At 69.6% G+C, this 19,096-nt stretch carries 14 protein-coding genes; 8 read left to right on the forward strand and 6 right to left on the reverse strand.

What is annotated here, in order from left to right:
• Positions 1-624 precede the first annotated feature (624 nt).
• Complete coding sequence (locus L0U85_RS12615) at positions 625-1,290, forward strand: hypothetical protein (RefSeq protein WP_241378114.1); 666 nt, start codon at positions 625-627, stop codon at positions 1,288-1,290.
• Between the two features lie 48 nt (positions 1,291-1,338).
• Here the strand turns inward: L0U85_RS12615 and L0U85_RS12620 are convergent, their stop codons facing one another.
• The 4 genes from L0U85_RS12620 to L0U85_RS12635 are packed head-to-tail and all read right to left on the reverse strand — an operon-like array spanning position 1,339 to position 6,743.
• Positions 1,339-2,448, reverse strand: coding sequence for a uroporphyrinogen-III synthase (locus L0U85_RS12620; protein WP_241378115.1), 1,110 nt, complete (start codon positions 2,446-2,448; stop codon positions 1,339-1,341).
• A gap of 50 nt (positions 2,449-2,498) precedes the next feature.
• The gene (nirD, locus tag L0U85_RS12625) at positions 2,499-2,840 is read right to left on the reverse strand and encodes a nitrite reductase small subunit NirD (RefSeq protein ID WP_241378116.1); all 342 of its coding nucleotides are present in this window, start codon (positions 2,838-2,840) and stop codon (positions 2,499-2,501) included.
• 4 nt (positions 2,841-2,844) lie between these two features.
• Entirely contained in the window at positions 2,845-5,325 is a 2,481-nt protein-coding gene (nirB, locus tag L0U85_RS12630) for a nitrite reductase large subunit NirB (protein ID WP_241378117.1), read from the reverse strand.
• A complete protein-coding gene (locus L0U85_RS12635) occupies positions 5,322-6,743 on the reverse strand; it encodes an FAD-dependent oxidoreductase (RefSeq protein WP_241378118.1) in 1,422 nt (473 codons plus the stop codon). The genes nirB and L0U85_RS12635 overlap by 4 nt, the downstream gene beginning before the upstream one ends.
• Before the next feature lie 301 nt (positions 6,744-7,044).
• Here L0U85_RS12635 and L0U85_RS12640 point away from each other — a divergent pair, with 301 nt between their 5' ends.
• The 5 genes from L0U85_RS12640 (at position 7,045) to ispH (ending at position 13,209) form a co-directional block, all read left to right on the forward strand.
• Entirely contained in the window at positions 7,045-9,213 is a 2,169-nt protein-coding gene (locus L0U85_RS12640) for a germacradienol/geosmin synthase (protein ID WP_277605743.1), read from the forward strand.
• Positions 9,207-9,626: a hypothetical protein gene (locus L0U85_RS12645; protein ID WP_241378120.1), complete on the forward strand. Its 420-nt coding sequence runs from the start codon at positions 9,207-9,209 to the stop codon at positions 9,624-9,626. Before L0U85_RS12640 ends, L0U85_RS12645 begins: the two co-directional genes overlap by 7 nt.
• 93 nt (positions 9,627-9,719) lie before the next feature.
• The gene (locus L0U85_RS12650) at positions 9,720-11,141 is read left to right on the forward strand and encodes a family 2B encapsulin nanocompartment shell protein (RefSeq protein ID WP_241378121.1); all 1,422 of its coding nucleotides are present in this window, start codon (positions 9,720-9,722) and stop codon (positions 11,139-11,141) included.
• Between the two features lie 74 nt (positions 11,142-11,215).
• Positions 11,216-12,229 (forward strand): polyprenyl synthetase family protein, encoded by a 1,014-nt coding sequence (locus L0U85_RS12655; RefSeq protein WP_241378122.1) that lies wholly within the window; start codon positions 11,216-11,218, stop codon positions 12,227-12,229.
• Complete coding sequence (gene ispH, locus L0U85_RS12660) at positions 12,226-13,209, forward strand: 4-hydroxy-3-methylbut-2-enyl diphosphate reductase (RefSeq protein WP_241378123.1); 984 nt, start codon at positions 12,226-12,228, stop codon at positions 13,207-13,209. Before L0U85_RS12655 ends, ispH begins: the two co-directional genes overlap by 4 nt.
• A gap of 50 nt (positions 13,210-13,259) precedes the next feature.
• Here ispH and L0U85_RS12665 read toward each other — a convergent pair whose 3' ends face one another.
• On the reverse strand, positions 13,260-15,299 hold the full coding sequence (locus L0U85_RS12665; protein ID WP_241378124.1) for a molybdopterin oxidoreductase family protein: 2,040 nt from the start codon (positions 15,297-15,299) through the stop codon (positions 13,260-13,262).
• A gap of 123 nt (positions 15,300-15,422) precedes the next feature.
• A complete protein-coding gene (locus L0U85_RS12670; protein WP_241378125.1) occupies positions 15,423-16,838 on the reverse strand; it encodes an MFS transporter in 1,416 nt (471 codons plus the stop codon).
• Positions 16,839-17,021: 183 nt separating this feature from the next.
• Here L0U85_RS12670 and L0U85_RS12675 point away from each other — a divergent pair, with 183 nt between their 5' ends.
• A complete protein-coding gene (locus L0U85_RS12675; protein WP_241378126.1) occupies positions 17,022-17,939 on the forward strand; it encodes an ABC transporter ATP-binding protein in 918 nt (305 codons plus the stop codon).
• The gene (locus L0U85_RS12680) at positions 17,936-19,030 is read left to right on the forward strand and encodes an ABC transporter permease (protein WP_241378127.1); all 1,095 of its coding nucleotides are present in this window, start codon (positions 17,936-17,938) and stop codon (positions 19,028-19,030) included. The genes L0U85_RS12675 and L0U85_RS12680 overlap by 4 nt, the downstream gene beginning before the upstream one ends.
• Positions 19,031-19,096 lie beyond the last annotated feature (66 nt).

Below are 19,096 nucleotides of genomic sequence, written 5' to 3' on the forward strand. Positions count from 1 at the left end.
GCAGCCCCCGAACCCACAGCCACAGCCACCGCGACCGCCACAGCCCCGCCACAGTCGCCGAACCGGCCCCGACAGTCCCGCTCCCTGCCCCCACGACCAACCTCCGTGGCCGACAGGGCACCCCCGACCTCCACTCAGCTCCTCATCGCCGCCCGCCTGAAGACCACCCAAAGCGGACCGAACTCCGAAGGGTCCGCCCCACCCGACTCCTACCTCGTCATCGTCGCCGCCCTTGGGGCAGAAGAACCATCTGCCCGACACCATTCCCGCCAACGACCCCACGGCCATTGCCGGACTCCCCAGGCGCACGCACATGCTCACCATTGCCGCCAAGGATTCCCGACAACTCGTCGATGTCGGCCATTCGACCGCTCACTGTGTCCCGGGGGACCCACACCTTGTTGGGATACGTTGCGTCATCGCAACACTCACGAACTCGGCCGGAGGTCGACTCGTGCGCGGGCAGGAGTAATGCACGACCGTTCGGCAACTTATCACGCCGTCGAACTTGGAATTTGATTTCGATGTTCTTCCAGCAATCCGAGGACATGGCTGCTCTTCGCTAATAACCTCGGAACGTCAGATTCCCAAGGCCATTGGAGGCAAGTGCCGATGAGTATGACCATGACCACGAAGAAGAAACGAGCGAAGGTCGCACGCCGCGTGACTACGGGGGTCGCCGCCGCGTCGGTCGTCGGTGTCGCAGTCGCGGGGGCCGCCCTCGCGGCGAAGCAGACCGAGCAGGCCACTCCCAAGCTCCCGGCTCCGGGAGCCACCATCGAGGTCGATCTGACCTCGAAGGGCATCGAGCTGGCATTCGTCGGCCAGAAGATCCACACCGGCCCGCTCCAGGGCAAGGCCACCTTCGAGATCGAGTCGAACAAGGGCGACCCGTCCTCGGTGCGCACGAGGATCAGCGAGTTCTATCTGACCTCGCCGGTCGAGCAGGGGGGCGTCACGATCGCCATCGCCCCGGCTTCCCGCAAGAGCAGGGACCAGTCGGTACTGCGGCTGACCACCACAGGGTCGTCGCGATTCCAGCACACGCTCGCGCCGGTGCTCAACATCACCGTCCAGTCGCCGAGAGTGCTGGGGCTGCCCGCCGAAACCGGCGAGCCGCTGTCCCTGGTGGCGAAGGAGCCGGCCGAACTGCTGGCCAAGCTGCCCGGCTTCCCTCCCAAGGGAGCCGCCTACAAGCTCAAGACCAGGCCCACGCTCACGCTGCCGGAGCAATCCGACATCGAGGTGGCGTCGATCTTGAAGTTCCCCTTGAAGGTCGAAGGCCTCTAGTGGAATACGTCGCGCCGTCGGGTCTCGGACCCGGCGGCGCTTCCGCGTTCAGACCTCCAGGTTGAGGCGGTAGCCGCGCTTGATGACCGTCTCCACGCACGAGCGCAGATTGACCGCGTCCCGCAGACGGGTCACCGCCATCTCCACGGCGTGGCCGTCGGCGCCTCTTGGCAGGTGCCCCAGCAGTTCGGCTCTGGACAGGACTTTCCCGTTGGCACTGGCAAGCGCTCTTATAACGGCCATCGGGGCCGGCGGAAGCTGGTACGGCTCGTCGTCGAGCATGACCATGTGGCCGCGCAGCTCGATGCGGTGGCCGGTGGCCAGCAGGAGCCTGCGCGAACGCTTGGGAAGCGCCGAGGCAACCGTGCGCACCAGCGAACCGAGGCGGGCCCGCTGCGGCTGGACCACGTCCACGCCCAGGCGCGTCAGGGGCGCCGCCGTCACCGGCCCCACTGCGACCGGCAAGACGCCGTTGTCCTCGGCCGGTGCGCGCAGGGCTTCCAGCATCTCCGCCGCCTGATCTCCCGCGATGCGCAGCAGCGCGTTCGCGGCGGGCGCGGAAGTGAACGTCACCGCGTCGATCCGCCTGGCGCAGATGGCGTCGACGAGGCGCTGGACGGGGGTTATGTCGGTCGGGAGGGTCCACCGGTAGACCGGGACGGGCACGGCCGCGCCGCCGCCGTCGCGGACGGTCCTGATGAAGTCCTCGGCCGGGTCGCCGTGCAGCTGGATGGCCACTCGCTGGCCGTCCACGCCCCGGTCCTTGAGGTACTCCACCACTTCGGTGCCGGTCTCGGACGGAGCGGTCCACTCTTCGATGAGCCCGGCCGCCCGCACCGCGCCGAGGGCCTTCGGCCCCCGGCACAGGATCTTCGCGCTCTCCATGACGCGCAGCAGGTCGTCGCCCATGCCCCAGCCTTCGGCGGCCTCGAGCCAGCCGCGGAAGCCGATACCGGTGGTCGCCACGATCGTGTCGGGCGCCTCCCGAATGAGCTCCACGGTGGCGGCGCGCAGCGCCTCGTCGTCGGGCAGCGGCACGATCCGCAGGGTGGGCGCGACGATGGTGCGCGCGCCCCTGCGTTCCAGCAGCGTCGAGAGTTCCTCGGCCCTGCGCTGCGCGGTCACTGCGACGGTGTATCCGGTGAGTGGTGCCAACACGTCCTTCACTCCCGTTTCCGGCTGTAGTGGCGGGGCAGAGGCGCCGACCATCAGGCGCTCGCCTTCACGTCCGCGGTAGCGCCGACGCGGACCTCGCCGTCGACGACTTCCACGGCGAAGACCTCCAGCGCGACGCTCTCGTCGTCGAGGCACCGGCCGGTCTTCAGGGAGAACACCTGCTTGAGCAGCGGCGAGGCCACGGTGGGCTCGCCTCCCCGGTCGCCGACGATGCCGCGGCTCATCACGCAGGCGCCGCTGAACGGGTCCCGGTTGGACAGCGCGAACAGGCCGCCGTCCGCGAGCCTGAACACGGCGACCTGCGTGCCGTCCTTCAGCAGCGCGGCGGCGCCGCGGCCGGGGATGAGCTTGTCGAATGCGCAGATGGCTTCCATGGCGTTACTTCCTTTCGGGAGTGCCGAGCAGCACCGGCTGGATGTGCGAGCGTTCCGTCGATCCGGCGGGGAACTGCTGCCCGCGGACGGTCTCGAACTCGATGGACGGGTCCGGGGTCTCCGGTGCGTTGACGAAGGAGACGAACCGCTGGAGCTTCTCGGGGTCGTCCAGGACGCCCTTCCACTCGTCGGCGTAGTTCTCGACGTGCTTGGTCATGAGCGCATCGAGCTCGGCGCAGATCCCCAGCTTGTCGTCGACGATGACCTCGCGGAGGTAGTCGATGCCGCCGTCGAGGGCCTCGACCCACTTCGAGGTGCGCTGGAGCCGGTCGGCCGTGGAGATGTAGAACATCAGGAACCGGTCGATGGTCCGCACCAGCGTCTCCGAGTCCACGTCGGAGACCAGCAGGTCGGCGTGGCGAGGCGTGAAGCCGCCGTTGCCGCCGACGTAGAGGTTCCAGCCGTCCTCGGTGGCGATGACGCCGAAGTCCTTGCCGCGGGCCTCGGCGCATTCGCGCGCGCAGCCCGAGACGGCCGACTTGAGCTTGTGCGGGCTCCTGAGGCCCCGGTACCGCAGCTCCAGGTCGATCGCCATCTTCACCGAGTCCTGGACCCCGTAGCGGCACCAGTCGGTGCCCACGCAGGACTTCACCGTTCGCAGGGCCTTGCCGTAGGCGTGGCCCGACTCGAAGCCGGCATCGACCAGGCGTCGCCAGATCTTCGGCAGGTCCTCGACGCGCGCTCCGAACATGTCGATGCGCTGACCACCGGTGATCTTGGTGTACAGCCCGAAGTCGCGGGCGACCTCGCCGATGACGATGAGCTTGTCCGGGGTGATCTCGCCGCCGGGGATGCGCGGGACGACCGAGTAGGTGCCGTTGCGCTGCATGTTGGCCAGGAAGTGGTCGTTGGTGTCCTGGAGGGTGGCCTGCTCGCCGTCGAGGATGTGTCCGTTGGACAGGCTCGCCAGGATCGAGGCCACCGCGGGCTTGCACAGGTCGCAGCCGAGTCCCGAGCCGTAGCGGCCGATGAGCTCGGAGAACGTGGTGATGCCGGTGACCTTGACGATGTCGAACAGCTCGGCCCGCGACTGCGAGAAGTGCTCGCAGATCGACTTGGAAACCTCGACTCCGCCCTCGGCGAGCAGCTGCTTGAGCATCGGGACGCACGAGCCGCAGCTGGTGCCGGCCTTGGTGCAGCCCTTGATCTCGCCGACGTCGTGACAGCCGTCGTGGATGGCTCCCATGATCTCGCCCTTGGTGACCGCGTTGCACGAGCACACCTGGGCGCCGTCGGGCAGCGCCCCCTCGACCTCACCGGAGGAGAGCAGGTCGGCGAGCTGGGCGGGGACCTTCGAGCCGACGCTGGCGCGCAGCAGCGGGTACGGCTCGGCGTTGCCGACGAGCATGCCGCCCAGCAGCGTCTGCGCGTCGTCGGAGAGGACGAGCTTGGCGTACACGCCCTCGACGGGGTCGAGGTAGGTCGTGGCGAGCGGGCCGTCCATCGCGCCGAACTGGGCGACGTCGACGCCGAGGAGCTTGAGCTTCGTGGACAGGTCCGCGCCCGGGAAGGTCGCCTCGCCTCCCGCGAGCCGGTCCGCGACGATCTCGGCCATCGAGTAGCCGGGGGCGACCAGGCCGTAGCAGATCCCCTCCATCGCCGCGACCTCGCCGATCGCGAACACGTCCGGGTGGGAGGTCTGGCAGGCGGTGTCGACGATGACGCCGCCGCGCTCCCCGACCTCCAGGCCCGCCTCGCGGGCCAGCGCGTCGGCCGGCCGCACCCCGGCGGCGAAGATGATGAGGTCCGTCTCGAAGGCGACACCGTCCTGGTTGGTCTCCATGAGCAGGCGACCGTCCGCTTCGAGGATCTTCGTGGCGCCGGTGGAGCAGGCGACGTCGATGTCGAGCTTTTCGATGTGCTGCTTGAGGACGCCGCCGCCGGCCTCGTCGAGCTGGCGGGCCATGAGCCAGGGGGCGAATTCCACAATCTGGGTCTCGAGGCCCAGCAGGCGCAGGGCGTTGGCGGCTTCGAGGCCGAGCAGTCCGCCGCCGATGACGACGCCGTGACTGCGGCCCGCGGCGCGCTCCTTGATCGACTCCAGGTCTTCGAGGGTGCGGTAGACGAACACGCCGTCGAGACCGGCGCCTTCGACCGGCGGCACGAACGGGACCGAGCCGGTCGCGAGCACGAGCTTGTCGTATTCGTAGGCGCCCTGCCCGGTGGTGACCGTGCGGGCTTCGAGGTCCACAGCGAGCGCGGGCTCTCCCAGGCGGACGTCCACGCCGGGCAGCTCCGAGGCGAGGGAGAGCTCATCGGCGCTCACCCCGTCGAAGAAGGCCGACAGTCGGACCCGGTCGTAGGCGGGGCGCGGCTCCTCGGCGAGGACCGTCACCTGCCATGACGGGTCGCGCTCGACGATCGCCTCCAGGAAGCGGCGGCCGACCATGCCGTCGCCGACCACTACCAATCGCTTGTTGCTCATGCTGATACCTCATTCAAGATCGCTGCGGCCTCACCGATACCGGCGACGGTGTCGTTGAGCCACTTGCACACCCGGCCGACGTCTTCGACACAGGTGCCGCAGCCGGTCGAGGCCTGGGTGGCCTCGGACAGCGCTTCTGGGGTCCGCGCCCCGGTTCGGAACGCGGCGGTGAGTTCCTTTTTCGTGACGTTGTTGCAGCGGCACACCACGACCTCGTCGGCCATGGACGCGGGCGTCTCCGGTTCCACCGAGACCGATTCGCCGGGCCGCCCCATCAGGAGCATCCGACGGTCGTGCGGGACCGGGTCTCCGGTGTCGAACAGTTGCACCACCTGTCCGACCATCGGGTTGTCGCCGAGCATGACCGCTCCGGCCAGACGGCCGTCCTCGTCGATGACGAGCCGGGCGTAGGTGCCGCGGGTGGGGTCGGCGAAGGAGACGACCTCGTCGCCGTCGACCTCTCCCATCGCGGCCAGGTCGATGCCGGTGGCCTTGAGTCGGGTGACCAGGCGCGAGCCGGTGTAGGCCGCGTCCTCGTTCACTCCGGACAGCAGGTCGGCGACCACGTCGGCCTGCTCCCAGGCCGGGCCCACGAGTCCGTAGGGGACGCCGCGGTGCTCGGCGCAGTCGCCCACGGCGAACACGTCGTCGTGGGAGGTGCGGCACCGGTCGTCGATGACCACGCCGCGGCCCACCTTGAGCGCCATGGACTCGGCCAGATCGGTGTTCGGGCGGATGCCGCAGGAGACGACCATGAGCTGCCCGGTGACGGTGCGCCCGTCGGCGAGGACGAGCGTCAGGCCGTCGTCGCCGTGGATGACCCGCGTGGTCTGCGCGTCGATGACCGACTGCACGCCGAGTTCGGTGTAGGTGTCGGCCAGGACCTGCGCTCCGGACGGATCGAGCTGGCGGTCCATGAGATGGCCGCCGGCGTGGACGACGGTGACGTCCATGCCGCGCCCGGCGAGGCCGCGGGCGGCTTCGAGGCCGAGCAGGCCGCCGCCGAGGACGATCGCGCTGGCGCGGTTGGCGGCCTCGGTGACGATGCGGCGGGCGTCTTCGATGGTGCGCAGGACGTAGGCGCCGGTGGGGAGCGGGTCGAGCCCGGGTACGGGTGGCACGAAGGCCTCCGCGCCGGTGGCGAGGACGAGCTTGTCGAAGGCGACGCCGTTGACGGTCTTGCCGTCCAGGTCGACGCTTTCGACGCTCTCGCCGAGGCGCAGTTCGACGTGCTCGGGCGGGGTGGGCAGGGCGATCTCGTGTTCGGACTGCTTTCCGGCGATCATGCTGGAGAGCAGGATCCGGTTGTAGGCGGCGTTGGACTCGGCGCCGAACACGGTGACGTCGATGCCGCGTCGTCCGAGTTCCCTGGCGATGCGGGCCCCGGCCATTCCGTAGCCGACGATGGCGACCTTCACGCGCTGGACCTCCCCCAGTGTCGGGACTATGTGGCGGCGCGGTGTTTCGAATTCCCGCGCTGTCGCGGCGACAGCGCTGTCTGACCTCGACCGACCTATAGGTTCGCCCGGGGCTGTTACACACCCGAGCGACCTTTGTTTCGCGCGTGCTAAGTAGTCCTCACTCCGGCCCGTCAGCGCCCGGACAGGTGGGCTTCTAGACGCTTTCGCCTGTCACTCGTATCGGGGGTGGTGATCTTGGAGTTCCGCCACCTACAGTGACATGAGTCGTAATCACACGGTTCGATCACGATGGAGCGTTATGTCTGGTGGAAAGCCTTTCGCACTGCCTGTGTTCTATCTTCCGTATCCCGCCCGACTCAATCCGCATCTCGAACGCGCCCGCACGCACGCCCGGGTCTGGGCGAAGAAGATGGGCATGCTCGACGCCCCCGCCGCGGGAGGCGGGGTCATCTGGGACGAGGCCGAGCTGGAGCGCCACGACTACGGGCTGCTGTGCGCCTACACCCACCCCGACTGCGGTGGGGACGCGCTGGAGCTCATCACCGACTGGTACGTGTGGGTGTTCTTCTTCGACGACCACTTCCTGGAGGCGTTCAAGCGCACCCGCGACACGGCCGGGGCCAAGGCCTACCTCGACCGGATCCCGCTGTTCATGCCGCTCGACCTCGGGCCGGTCCCCGAGCCGACCAATCCGGTCGAGCTCGGGCTGGACGACCTGTGGCGGCGCACCGCCCCCGACATGTCACCAGAATGGCGGGCCCGCTTCACGGTCAGCACCGTGAACCTCCTGATGGAGCCGCTGTGGGAGCTGGCGAACATCTCCACCGACCGGGTGGCCAACCCGATCGAGTACATCGAGGTGCGCCGCAAGGTCGGCGGAGCGCCGTGGTCGGCGAACCTCGTCGAGTACGCCGTCGGCGCCGAGGTGCCCGACGCGATCGCCGCCGAACGGCCCCTGCGGGTCCTGCGCGACACCTTCGCCGACGCCGTCCACCTGCGAAACGACCTGTTGTCCTACGAGCGGGAGGTCACCACCGAGGGCGAGAACGCCAACGCGGTGCTCGTCTTCGAGCGCTTCCTGGGCTGCGACACCCAGCGGGCGGCGGACCTGGTGGGCGACATCCTGACCTCGCGGCTCCACCAGTTCGAGAACACCGCGCTCACCGAGGTGCCGCCGCTGTGCGCCGATCGCGGCGTCACGGCACCCGAGCAGACCGCGGTCGCCTTGTACGCCAAGGGGCTCCAGGACTGGCAGGCCGGCGGCCACGAATGGCACATGCGCTCCAGCCGTTACATGAACGACGCCGCCGACCGGGTGCTCGGCGGTCCTAACGGCCTGGGAACCTCCGCCGCCCGCGTCGCGGCCTCGGGGCCGAGGCAGCACGCCCGCACTCCGTTCAGGACGGTCGGGCCGACCCGGCTGCCCGAGATCTACCAGCCGTTCGCGCTGCGGCTCAGCCCGCACCTGGAGCGGACCCGGCGGCACAACACCGAGTGGGCCTCGCAGATCGGAATGCTCGCGCCGGACCCGCTGCGTCCGGGCTCGGGACTGTGGGACCGCAGGGGATTCGAGGGCATGGACCTCGCCCTGTGCGCGGCCGGCATCGACCCCGACGCCACGCCCGAGGAGCTCGACGCCTCCGCCGACTGGCTGGCCTGGGGCACCTACGGCGACGACTACTACCCGAGAGTGTTCGGCCGCGGGAGGGACCTGGCGGCGGCCGTGGCGCAGAACCGCCGGCTCTCGCAGTGCATGCCGATCGATCTCGGCCCGGTCCCCGAGCCGGTCGGCCCGCTCGAAGCGGGCCTGACCGACCTGTGGCGACGCACGGCCTCCGGGCTGGGCGAGACGGGCCGCGCCGAGTTCAAGGCGGCCGTGGAGGCGATGCTCGAAGGCTGGCTGTGGGAGCTGCACTCCGCCGCGCAGAACCGGGTTCCCGACCCGGTCGACTATGTCGAGATGCGCCGGGCCACGTTCGGCTCGGACATGACGATGAGCCTGGCTCGGCTCACCACCGGGCGACTCGTGCCCGACGAGGTCTACGCCTCCAGGCCGGTCCGCGAGCTGGAGAACAGCGTGGTAGACGCCGCCTGCCTCATCAACGACGTCTTCTCCTACCAGAAGGAGATCGAGTTCGAGGGCGAGTTCGTCAACGGCGTCGCGGTCGCAGAGGAGTTCCTCGGATGCTCCAAGGACGAGGCCCTCGCCGTCGTGTGCGACCTCATCGCGGCGCGGCTCAAGCAGTTCGAGCTGATCGCGGCGACCGAGATGCCGGTGGTGGCCCAGGAGGCGGGGCTGGACGCGTCGGCCCGCGAGGCCCTCGACGCCTACGTCGACGACCTGCGCTACTGGGTCGCGGCCATCCACAACTGGCACAAGGAGAGCACCCGCTACCACGAGGAGGAGCTCAGACGTCCGCCCGATCACGCGTCCGGCGTCCGACCGCCGCTCCTGCTCCGGTGGTGACGGCGAAGGCGAACAGGACGGCGATCATCCGGCGCCTGGTGACCTCGGAGTCCGACGGGTCGTCCTCGGCCGCCCGCTCCGGGTCGTCGACCGCGAGCCCCGCAGGCATCGGACCGGGATCGACCGGTGTCGCCGAACGGCTCTTCCAGGCGCAGCGCGGCCTCACCGGTTCGATGTGGATCGTGCTGCTGCCGGGGGCGCTGCCGGTGCTCATCGTGTCGCTGACGCTCGGCACTCCGACGCGGCGCTTCCAGTTCGTACTCGTCGCGCTCATATCGGGGATGGTCGCTCTCCTGCTGTTCGCGACCTACCAGCCGGAATATCCGTTCAGCCGAGGCGGGGCCGTGCCGCCTGAGACCTACGAGACCGCATTGGACCGTTACGACGAGATCGATGCGCATTATACGGATTAATGAACCTTTGGGGTTGATACGCCGAGAAAAATCCTGATAATCACTTATAGCGACTCCAGAGCTCTATACACCCTAGCGTGAGGAATCCTTTCAATGTCCGATTCGGTAATCGCCAGCACGACTCCCCAGCCGCAAACCGACAACGGCCACTCCGAACAGACCAGCCTCAGCACGACCGCGGCCCGCAACCTCGCATCGACCACCAAGTCCGCCCCCCAGATGCAGGAGATCACCTCCCGGTGGCTGCTGCGGATTCTGCCGTGGGTCCAGACTTCGGGCGGCACCTACCGGGTCAACCGGAGACTCACCCACACCGTGGGCGACGGACGCGTCGAGTTCACCAACGAGGGCGCCGCGGTCCGGGTCATTCCGACCGAGCTCGGGGAGATCGCGCAGCTGCGCGGCTTCGACGACGAGGCCGCGCTCGAAGAGCTGGCCGGCCGCTTCGAGCAGCGCGAGCTCCAGGCGGGCGAGCACCTCGCCCGGGACGGCCAGCCGGTCGACGGTCTCCACCTCATCGCCCACGGGCGGGTCGAGGAGGTGGCCTCCGGACCGTACGGCGACCAGGCCTCCATGGGCGTCCTCATCGACGGCGACCACCTCGGCGAGCGGGCGCTCATCGAGCACGAGCCCGAATGGGACCACGCCGCCGTCGCCGCCGTCCCGACCACGGTCCTGACGCTCCCGGCGGCGGCGATCGCCGAACTGACGCAGCGGGTCCCGGCGCTGGCCGAGCACCTCGAACGCTACAAGGAGGGGCTGGCGGCCAGAGCCAACAAGTACGGCGAGGCCGCCATCGACATCGCCGCCGGGCACTGCGGCGAGCCCGACCTGCCGCGGACGTTCGTCGACTACGACGTCTCGCCGCGCGAGTACGAGCTGTCGGTGGCGCAGACCGTGCTGCGCGTCCACACCCGCGTCGCCGACCTCTACAACAAGCCGATGAACCAGATGGAGCAGCAGCTCCGGCTCACCGTCGAGGCCCTGCGCGAGCAGCAGGAGGACCAGATGATGAACAGCCGCGAGTTCGGGCTGCTCCACAACGCCACGCTGGACCAGCGCATCCCGACCCGCACCGGGCCGCCCACGCCGGACGATCTCGACGAGTTGCTCAGCCGCCGCCGCAAGCCGGAGTACCTGCTGGCGCACCCGAAGGCGATCGCCGCGATCGGCCGGGAATGCACCAAGCGGGGCATCTACCCGTCCACCGTGGAGTTCCACGGCCACCACATCCCGGCGTGGCGGGGCGTGCCGGTCCTGCCGTGCAACAAGATCCCGATCTCCCGCAACCGCACCACCTCGATCCTGTGCATGCGCACCGGCGAGGAAGAGCAGGGCGTGGTCGGGCTGCACCAGACCGGGCTGCCGGACGAGTACGAACCGGGCCTGTCGGTCCGGTTCATGGGCATCGACGAGAAAGCCGTCATGTCCTACCTGGTCAGCACCTACTTCTCGGCGGCGGTCCTCGTTCCGGACGCGCTCGGCATCCTCGAGAACGTCGAGCTCGGCCGCTAGAGAGCCGGGCGGCCACGGGGAGTCCCGTGTCCGCCCGGCCGACCCCGATCCCGACTCGCAGACCTGGAGGCCCCATGACCGTTCTGACCGACCGCTACGCCGCCGAGCGCGAGGCCATCGACGCAGGGCTGCGGTCCGCCGTCGACCGGCTTCCCGCGGCGGCATCCCGCGGTGCCGCCTACCACTTCGGCTGGACCGACGCCGCCGGAGCCGAGACCGGCCGCGGTTCCGGCAAGGCCCTGCGCCCGCTGCTGACGCTCCTGGCCGCCAAGGCCGCGGGCGGCGACTGGCGGGCCGCCGTCCCCGCGGCGGTGGCCGTGGAGCTGGTCCACAACTTCTCGCTCGTCCACGACGACATCATCGACCGCGACGCCATGCGCCGGCACCGCCCGACCGTGTGGAAGGTCTTCGGCACCACCGAGGCGATCCTCATCGGTGACGCCATGCACGCCTTGGCCTTCGAGGTCCTGTCCGACCCCGGCGACGACCGTGCCGCGGTCGGGGCCGGGCAGCTCGCCGCGACCGTGCGGACCCTGGTCGAGGGCCAGCTGGCCGACACGGTCTTCGAGCGGCGCGAGCACGTCGGCCTGGCCGAGTGCATCGCGATGTCGGAGGCGAAGACCGCCTCACTCATGGGCTGCGCGACCTCGCTCGGCGCACTGTACGGAGGCGGGAGCGAGACGCAGGTGCGGGCGCTGCGTGACTTCGGTCTACGGCTGGGCCTGGCGTTCCAGCACGTCGACGACCTGCTCGGCATCTGGGGCGACCCGGAGGTCACCGGGAAGTCGGTGTACTCGGACCTGCGCAACCGCAAGAGATCGCTGCCGGTGACGGCGGCGCTCGGCTCGGTCGGTCCCGAGGCCGCCGAACTGGCGCGGCTCTACCGCGGCACGGCCCCGCTCGACGAATCGCAGCTGCGGCGCGCCGCCGAACTGGTCGAGGCCTGCGGCGGCAGGAGCGCCAGCGAGTCCGCCGCCGCGAGGCTCGCCGCGGCGGCCTCTGCGGCCCTCGCGACCGCCGGCCTGCGGCCCGAGGTCGTCGAGGAGCTCGACGGCGTCGCAGCGAGCACGGTGGGGAGGACGCGGTGAGCCGGCCCCGGCGAGTCCTGCTGCCGTCCCCGCGGTCGTTCTGCGCGGGCGTGGAGCGGGCCATCGACATCGTGGAGCGCCTGTTGGAGCGGCACGGCCCGCCGGTCTACGTGCGCAACCAGATCGTCCACAACGCCCACGTCGTGGGCGGGTTGGAGTCCCGGGGCGTGGTCTTCGTGTCCGACCTCGACGAGGTCCCCAAGGACGCCCCGGTCGTGTTCTCGGCACACGGCGTGGCCCCGGCGGTGGAGTCCGAGGCCGCTAGGCGGGGACTGGACGCGGTCGACGCGACGTGCCCACTGGTGTCGAAGGTCCACGCCGAAGCGGGGAGGGCGGCCGACGCCGGGGACACCGTAGTCCTCATCGGACACGCCGGGCACGAGGAGGTCGTCGGCACCATGGGCGTCGCCCCGGAGCTGACGGTGCTGGTGGAGGGGGTCGAGGACGCCGAACGCCTGGTCGTCCCCGACCCCGACCGGCTCACCTACCTGGCGCAGACGACGTTGGCCGTTGCCGAGGTCGAGCGGATCGCGGCCGCGCTGCGGCGGCGCTTCCCGAAGATCAAGGCCCCGAAGACCGACGACGTCTGCTACGCCACCACGAACCGCCAGGCCGCTCTGGCGGCAGTGGTGGACGAGGCGGACCTGGTGCTCGTGGTCGGCTCGGTGAACTCCTCGAACTCGAACCGGCTCGTGGAGCTGGCGTGCGAGTCGGGCACCGAGGCGCGCTTGATCGACGGTGCGCACGAGATCGACCCGCGCTGGCTGGCGTCCGCCGGCACCGTGGCGGTCACCGCCGGAGCCTCGGCCCCGCCTCCCCTGGTAGACGAGGTGGTGTCGGTGATAGCGAGCCTTGGCCCGATCGAGGTCGTGGAGCGCAGCGTCGCCGAGGAGCAAGTGGAATTCCTGCTCCCCCAGCGCCTCCGCAAACCAGAGGCGGTCACCCGCGGCGAACCGACCGACGTTCCCAGAGGTCCGTAGGCCGCACCATCACGGCCGACGTTGCACCCCGACGGGGTCGTCGACCAGCGTCAGGGCTTGGCGGCCGGGCCGATCTTCACCGCGCAGACCTTGAACTCGGGCATCCGCGAGATCGGGTCGAGCACGTCCGAGACGGCGGCGTTCGCGTTCGCCGCGCCAGGGAAGTGGAACGGGGAGAACACCGTGTCCGGCCTGATGTCGTTCGTCAGCCGCGCCGGAGCGGTGTAGGAGCCGCGCCGCGAGGTCACGCGCACCCAGTCGCCCTCGTTGATGCCGTAGCGCACGGCCGCGTCGGGGTGGATCTGGAGGAACTGCTCTCCGTCGAGCGAGTCGATCAGGCGGGTCTGCGCGCCCGACTGGTACTGGGTGAGGACGCGCCCGGTCGTCAGGTACAGCGGGTAGACGTCGTCGCGCCGCTCGGCCGGGTGCCGGTAGTCGACGGCGACGAACCTGGCCTTCCCGTCGGGGGTGTTGAACTTGAAGTCGGCGAACATCCGGGGCGTGCCCTCGTGGTCGGGCGCGGGCACGGGCCACTGGAAGGTCCGCTCCTCCAGACGGTCGTACGTGACGCCCGAGTAGTCGGCCTTGCCACCGGCCGAGGCCCGCCCGAGCTCCTCGAAGATCGCCTCGGGGTCGGTGGAGTACGTGCCGGGGGCGTCGAGCCGCTTCGCCAGCTCGGCCATCACCCACAGGTCGCTGTAGACGCCTTCGGGAGCGGGCCTCAGCGCCCGGCGGCGGATGATCCGGCCCTCCAGGTTCGTCATCGTGCCGTCCTCCTCGGCCCACTGAGTGACCGGCAGGACCACCTCGGCCAGCTCGGCGGTCTCGGACTTGACGAAGTCGAACGACACCAGCGACTCCAAGGCGCGCAAGCGATCCGACACGCGAGCAGCGCGGGGTGCCGAGACGACCGGGTTCGATCCGAGCACGAACAGCATCTTGACCTCGTCACCGCACTTGCGCAGCAGCTCCACGGCCGAGACTCCCGGCCCGGGGATGATCTCGGGGTCGACGCCCCAGACTGCCGCGACATGCTCGCGCGCCGCCGGGTCGGTGATCATGCGGTAGCCGGGCAGCTGGTCGGACTTCTGGCCGTGCTCGCGACCGCCCTGCCCGTTGCCCTGCCCGGTGATGCAGCCGTATCCCGAGGACGGTTTCCCGGGCAGGCCGAGCGCCAAAGCGAGGTTGATCCACGCGGTGACGGTGTCGACGCCCTTGGCATGCTGCTCGGAGCCGCGCGCGGTCAGGATCGCGACCTTCCCGCGGGTGAGGAGCCTGGCGGTGGCGTACAGGTCGGGGACGGACACGCCGGTGATGCGCTCGACGAACGCCGGCCAGTAGCCCGCGGCGGTCTGGCGGACCTCGTCGAAGCCGGTGGTGTTGGCGCCGATGTAGTCGTGGTCGATGTAGCCCTGCTCGATCGCGATGTGCAGCAGGCCGTTGGCGAGCGCGAGGTCCGTGCCCGGCTGGGGCTGTAGGTGGAGCTGCGCGCTCTCGGCGGTGGCGGTGCGGCGCGGGTCGACGACGATGAGCTCGCTGTTGGTCAGGTGCCGCATGAAGGGGGGCATGGTCTCGGCCGGGTTCGCGCCGACCAGGAGCACCACGTCCGCTTCCTTGAGGTCCTCGGTGGGGAACGGCAGGCCGCGGTCGACGCCGAAGGACCGGTTGAGCGCCCCGGCCGCCGACGACATGCAGAACCTGCCGTTGTAGTCGATGTGCTTGCTGCCCAAGGCGAGCCGGGTCCACTTGCCGAGCTGGTAGACCTTCTCGTTGGTGAGCCCGCCGCCGCCGAAGACGCCTACCGCGTCCTTGCCGTGCTCGGCCTGGACCGCGCGGACCTTCTCGGCGACGTGGTCGAGCGCGGCCTCCCACGAGACCGGCTTCCCGTGCAGCAGCGGGGTGGTGATGCGTCCGGGGTGGTCGAGCAGCTCGGGCGCGGTCCAGCCCTTCTTGCACATGCCCCCGCCCCTCGGCGCGGCCGTGACGGCGCCCGCCTCGTCCTGCTCAAGCCGCATCCCGCATTGCAGGGCGCAGTACGGGCAGTGGGTGTCGGCGGTTCGGACGACGGGGAGGCTGGTGCGAACGCTCATGGGGCGAGTCTGCCCAGAGGCGGTTACAACGTCACGAGCCGAATGTTTCCGGAATGCTAAGTGGCCCGCAATGTCCTTGACTGACGATTGCGGGCCACCTGTCGCGCGGATCGGATTCGGGGGCTAGACCTTCGCGTAAGCGAGGCTCGGGGACTGCTCGACCAAGACCTTGCGCTGGTAGAACCACCAGTTCATGAGCAGGAACAGCGCGTAGAAGGCGAGGAAGCCGTACATGGCGACCACGACCGACCCGGTCTGCTCGTTCGAGATCCGGAAGCCCTGGTTGATGAGGAAGCCGCCGAAGGCGCCGATCGCGGAGATCCAGCCGAGCGCCGCAGCGGTGAGCTTCTTGGCCTGCACGACCTCGGCGGCGGTGGTCTCGCGTCCGGCGGTGGCCGTGGCCTCGGCCTGGAAGATCGCCGGGATCGACCGGTACGTCGAGCCGTTCGCGACACCGCTCATCAGGAACAGCACCATGAAGGAGACGAAGAACAGCGCGAACGAGCCGGCGTTGATGCCGCCGATGGCGCCGAGGACGCCGGCGCCCATGAGGATGAACGACAGGCTCGTGATCGGGGCGCCGGCCCACTTGTCGGAGAGCCATCCGCCGACCGGACGCGACAGCGATCCGACCAGGGGCCCGAGCGCGGCCAGCCACAGCGACTGGAACTCGGGGAACTCGATCTTGATGACCAGCGGGAACGCGAAGGAGTAACCGATGAACGACCCGAACGTGCCGATGTACAGGACGCTCATGATCCAGGTGTGCTTGCGCGTCAGCGCGGGCAGCTGCTGCTTGATCGGGGTGCGCGAGACGGACAGGTTGTCCATGTAGCGCCAGGCCATGAACGCGGCGAAGACTCCCAGGACCAGCCACAGCAGCGGCACGTTGTGCAGCCAGATGCTGTCTCCGGCGGCGTTGGTGCCCTGCGAGGCGCCGAAGATGCCGAGCACGATCACGAACGGGCCGACGAACTGCACCGCCGGGACGCCGATGTTGCCGCCCGCGGCGTTGACGCCGAGCGCCGTTCCGCGGTACCGCTCGGGATAGAAGTAGGAGATGTTCGCCATCGAGGAGGCGAAGTTGCCGCCCCCGAACCCGGCGGTGACGCCCGCGAGGATGAACAGCCAGTACGGGGTGCCAGGGGTCATGAGGCAGTAGGCCAGCAGCGCGGTCGGGATGACCAGCAGGGCGGCCGAGATGATGGTCCAGTTGCGCCCGCCGAAGATCGCGACGGCGGCGGTGTAGGGGATGCGCAGGAACGAGCCCACGAGGTTCGGTATGGCGGTGAGCCAGAACAGCTGGCTCGTGGAGAACTCGAAGCCCGCGACCGCCAGGTAGGGCGCGATGATCGAGAACATCACCCAGACCGAGAAGCCCAGGTGTTCGGCGATGACCGACCACAGCAGGTTGCGCTTGGCGATCTTCTTGCCGGTCGACTGCCAGAAGGCTTCGTCGTCCGGTCTCCAGTCAGAGATCCATCCCTTGCGGGCTTCGGTCGGCTCATCGGCCGCGGTCTTAGGCATTGTCGCTGTCATGCCGACTACCGTCGACCAGCGGCGTTGCCTGTTCGTGCGGCAGCTGTGCCAGCACGATGAAGTTCAGCTCACGGTTCTGTTACGGAGAGTGTGAAGGGCGCCGGGAGTGCCTTCCGGTCCCCGCGGACGCGCCGAGAAGGCGAGAACCGCGTCACATCGGTCGATGGCATAGCTTTAAGAGCTATGGACGCCGCCATCGAGGTCACCGACCTCTACAAGAGCTACCGCGGCCGCAGGATCGGGGAGATCCGCGCGGTCGACGGGGTGAGCTTCCGCGTCGAGCCCGGCGAGTTCTTCGGCATCCTCGGCCCCAACGGGGCGGGGAAGACGACGACGCTGGAGATCGTCGAGGGCCTGCGCAAGCCCGACCGCGGCGCAGTGCGCGTGCTCGGGCACTCCCCGTGGCCGCATTCGCCGCGGCTGGCGCGCCGCATCGGCGTGCAGCTCCAGGCGTCCGCGTTCTTCGAGTTCCTGACGGTCAAGGAGCAGATCGAGACGTTCGCCGAGCTCTACGACGCCGGCAAGCCGCGCGCCGCAGAGATGCTCGACCAGGTGGGCCTGGGCGACAAGGCGGACACGCGGTGCCAGAAGCTCTCGGGCGGGCAGCAGCAGCGACTGTCGATCGCATGCGCGCTCGTCGGCGACCCGGAGCTGGTCTTCCTCGACGAGCCGACCGCCTCGCTCGACCCGCAGGCACGGCGGAACCTGTGGGACCTGATGCGGGCGATAAACGACGAGGGCCGAACCGTGGTGCTGACGACGCACTACATGGAGGAGGCCGAGGCGCTGTGCGACCGCGTCGCGATCATGGACGCGGGGAAGATCCTCGCGGTGGACTCCCCCGCGGAGCTCATCCGCATCCAGGACGCGCCGACGCGCGTGACCGTCGCGGCCGGGCAGCTCACCGAGGAGCGCGTCAAGGAACTCGCGGCCGGGGACACCGTGACCGGTGACGACGACACCGTGGTGTTCGAGACCCGCGACCCTCGGAAGCTGCTGACGGCGCTGGCCTCCGAAGGTGCCCTGGAGGGCCTGGCGGTGCGCACGGCGAACCTCGAAGACGTGTTCTTGAAGGTGACCGGACGGGAGTGGCGGGAATGAGTGTGGAGACGCCGGTACGGGCCGAGGCGCAGGCGCCTCGGTCGCGCGCGTTCCTCAGTCTGGTGAGGGCGTTCGGGCTCACCTGGCTGCGGGACCGCTCGCAGGTGTTCTTCAACCTGGTGCTGCCCGGGATGTTCCTGGTGCTGCTGGTGAGCGTCTACGGATCCAACGAGGCGCCCGTGCCGACGGTTCTCGCGGTCGGCGACGCGCCGATCCTCGACACTGCCGAGCCCGGCGAGTTCGAGGTGGACGAGGCGGCGAGTCTCGCCGAGGCGCTGGAGGCGCTCGCGGACGGCGACGCCGACGCGGCGATCGTCGAGGACGGCCTGTCGATCACGGTGCACTACTCGCAGACCAATGCCACGGGGGGCGCGATCGCGCTGGACCGGCTGGAGGCGCTGGTCGATGACGCCAATGTCGAGGTGCTGACGGCGGCGGCCGGGGAGGCGCCGCTGCTCGACCTGGAGACGAGCGCGGCCGAGAACAACTCGCTCCAGCCCGTCCAGTACCTGGCGCCGGGCATCCTGGCATGGGGCATCGCGATCTCGGGCGTGTTCGGGGCGGCGGGGACGATCGTGGACTGGAAGCGCGACAAGCTGATGCGGCGCCTGCGGATGACGCCGGCGTCGGCCGGGACCTTCGTCGGCGCGCGGATCACGATGAGTCTTCTGGTGGCGCTGGTACAGACGGCGCTGTTCCTGGCGATCGCGGTGGCGATGGGCTTGGAGCTGTCGGCGTGGACGTGGTTCGCGGTGCCGCTGGTGCTGCTGGGCACGGCCGCGTTCCTGGCGATCGGCGTGGTCATCGGCGGGATCGCGAAGACCGGGCCGGGCGCGGCGGGCCTGAGCAATATGGTGACGATGCCGATGGCGTTCATCTCCGGGGCGTTCTTCCCGCTCGCGGCTTCACCGGAGTGGCTCCAGTGGGTGTCGGTGATCTCCCCGATGCGCTACCTCAACGAGTCGCTGCAGGCGGTGGTGGTCCGGGGCGCCTCACCGGTGACGGTGCTCCCCGAGATCGGCTTCCTGGCGGCCTTCGCCGCCGCGATAGCCCTCTTCGCCTGGAAGACCTTCAAGTACGACGAGCTCTAGCCTGTCTTGTTCATGAAGGTTGAGAGGGTTGTTCCTGCCGGGATCGAGGCGGCGGGCGTGGCACAG

It is taken from the genome of Glycomyces sp. L485 (genome assembly GCF_022548875.1).
Taxonomy (GTDB): Bacteria; Actinomycetota; Actinomycetes; order Mycobacteriales; family Micromonosporaceae; genus Glycomyces.

What these genes read in the sequence shown, in the direction of transcription:
- L0U85_RS12650 (WP_241378121.1), top strand. Translation starts at nt 9,720, where the DNA reads ATGTCCGATTCGGTAATCGCCAGCACGACTCCCCAGCCGCAAACCGAC.
- L0U85_RS12655 (WP_241378122.1), top strand. Translation starts at nt 11,216, where the DNA reads ATGACCGTTCTGACCGACCGCTACGCCGCCGAGCGCGAGGCCATCGAC.
- L0U85_RS12680 (WP_241378127.1), top strand. Translation starts at nt 17,936, where the DNA reads ATGAGTGTGGAGACGCCGGTACGGGCCGAGGCGCAGGCGCCTCGGTCG.
- L0U85_RS12675 (WP_241378126.1), top strand. Translation starts at nt 17,022, where the DNA reads ATGGACGCCGCCATCGAGGTCACCGACCTCTACAAGAGCTACCGCGGC.
- L0U85_RS12670 (WP_241378125.1), bottom strand. Translation starts at nt 16,838, where the DNA reads ATGACAGCGACAATGCCTAAGACCGCGGCCGATGAGCCGACCGAAGCC.
- nirD (WP_241378116.1), bottom strand. Translation starts at nt 2,840, where the DNA reads ATGGAAGCCATCTGCGCATTCGACAAGCTCATCCCCGGCCGCGGCGCC.
- nirB (WP_241378117.1), bottom strand. Translation starts at nt 5,325, where the DNA reads ATGAGCAACAAGCGATTGGTAGTGGTCGGCGACGGCATGGTCGGCCGC.
- L0U85_RS12640 (WP_277605743.1), top strand. Translation starts at nt 7,045, where the DNA reads ATGTCTGGTGGAAAGCCTTTCGCACTGCCTGTGTTCTATCTTCCGTAT.
- L0U85_RS12665 (WP_241378124.1), bottom strand. Translation starts at nt 15,299, where the DNA reads ATGAGCGTTCGCACCAGCCTCCCCGTCGTCCGAACCGCCGACACCCAC.
- L0U85_RS12615 (WP_241378114.1), top strand. Translation starts at nt 625, where the DNA reads ATGACCACGAAGAAGAAACGAGCGAAGGTCGCACGCCGCGTGACTACG.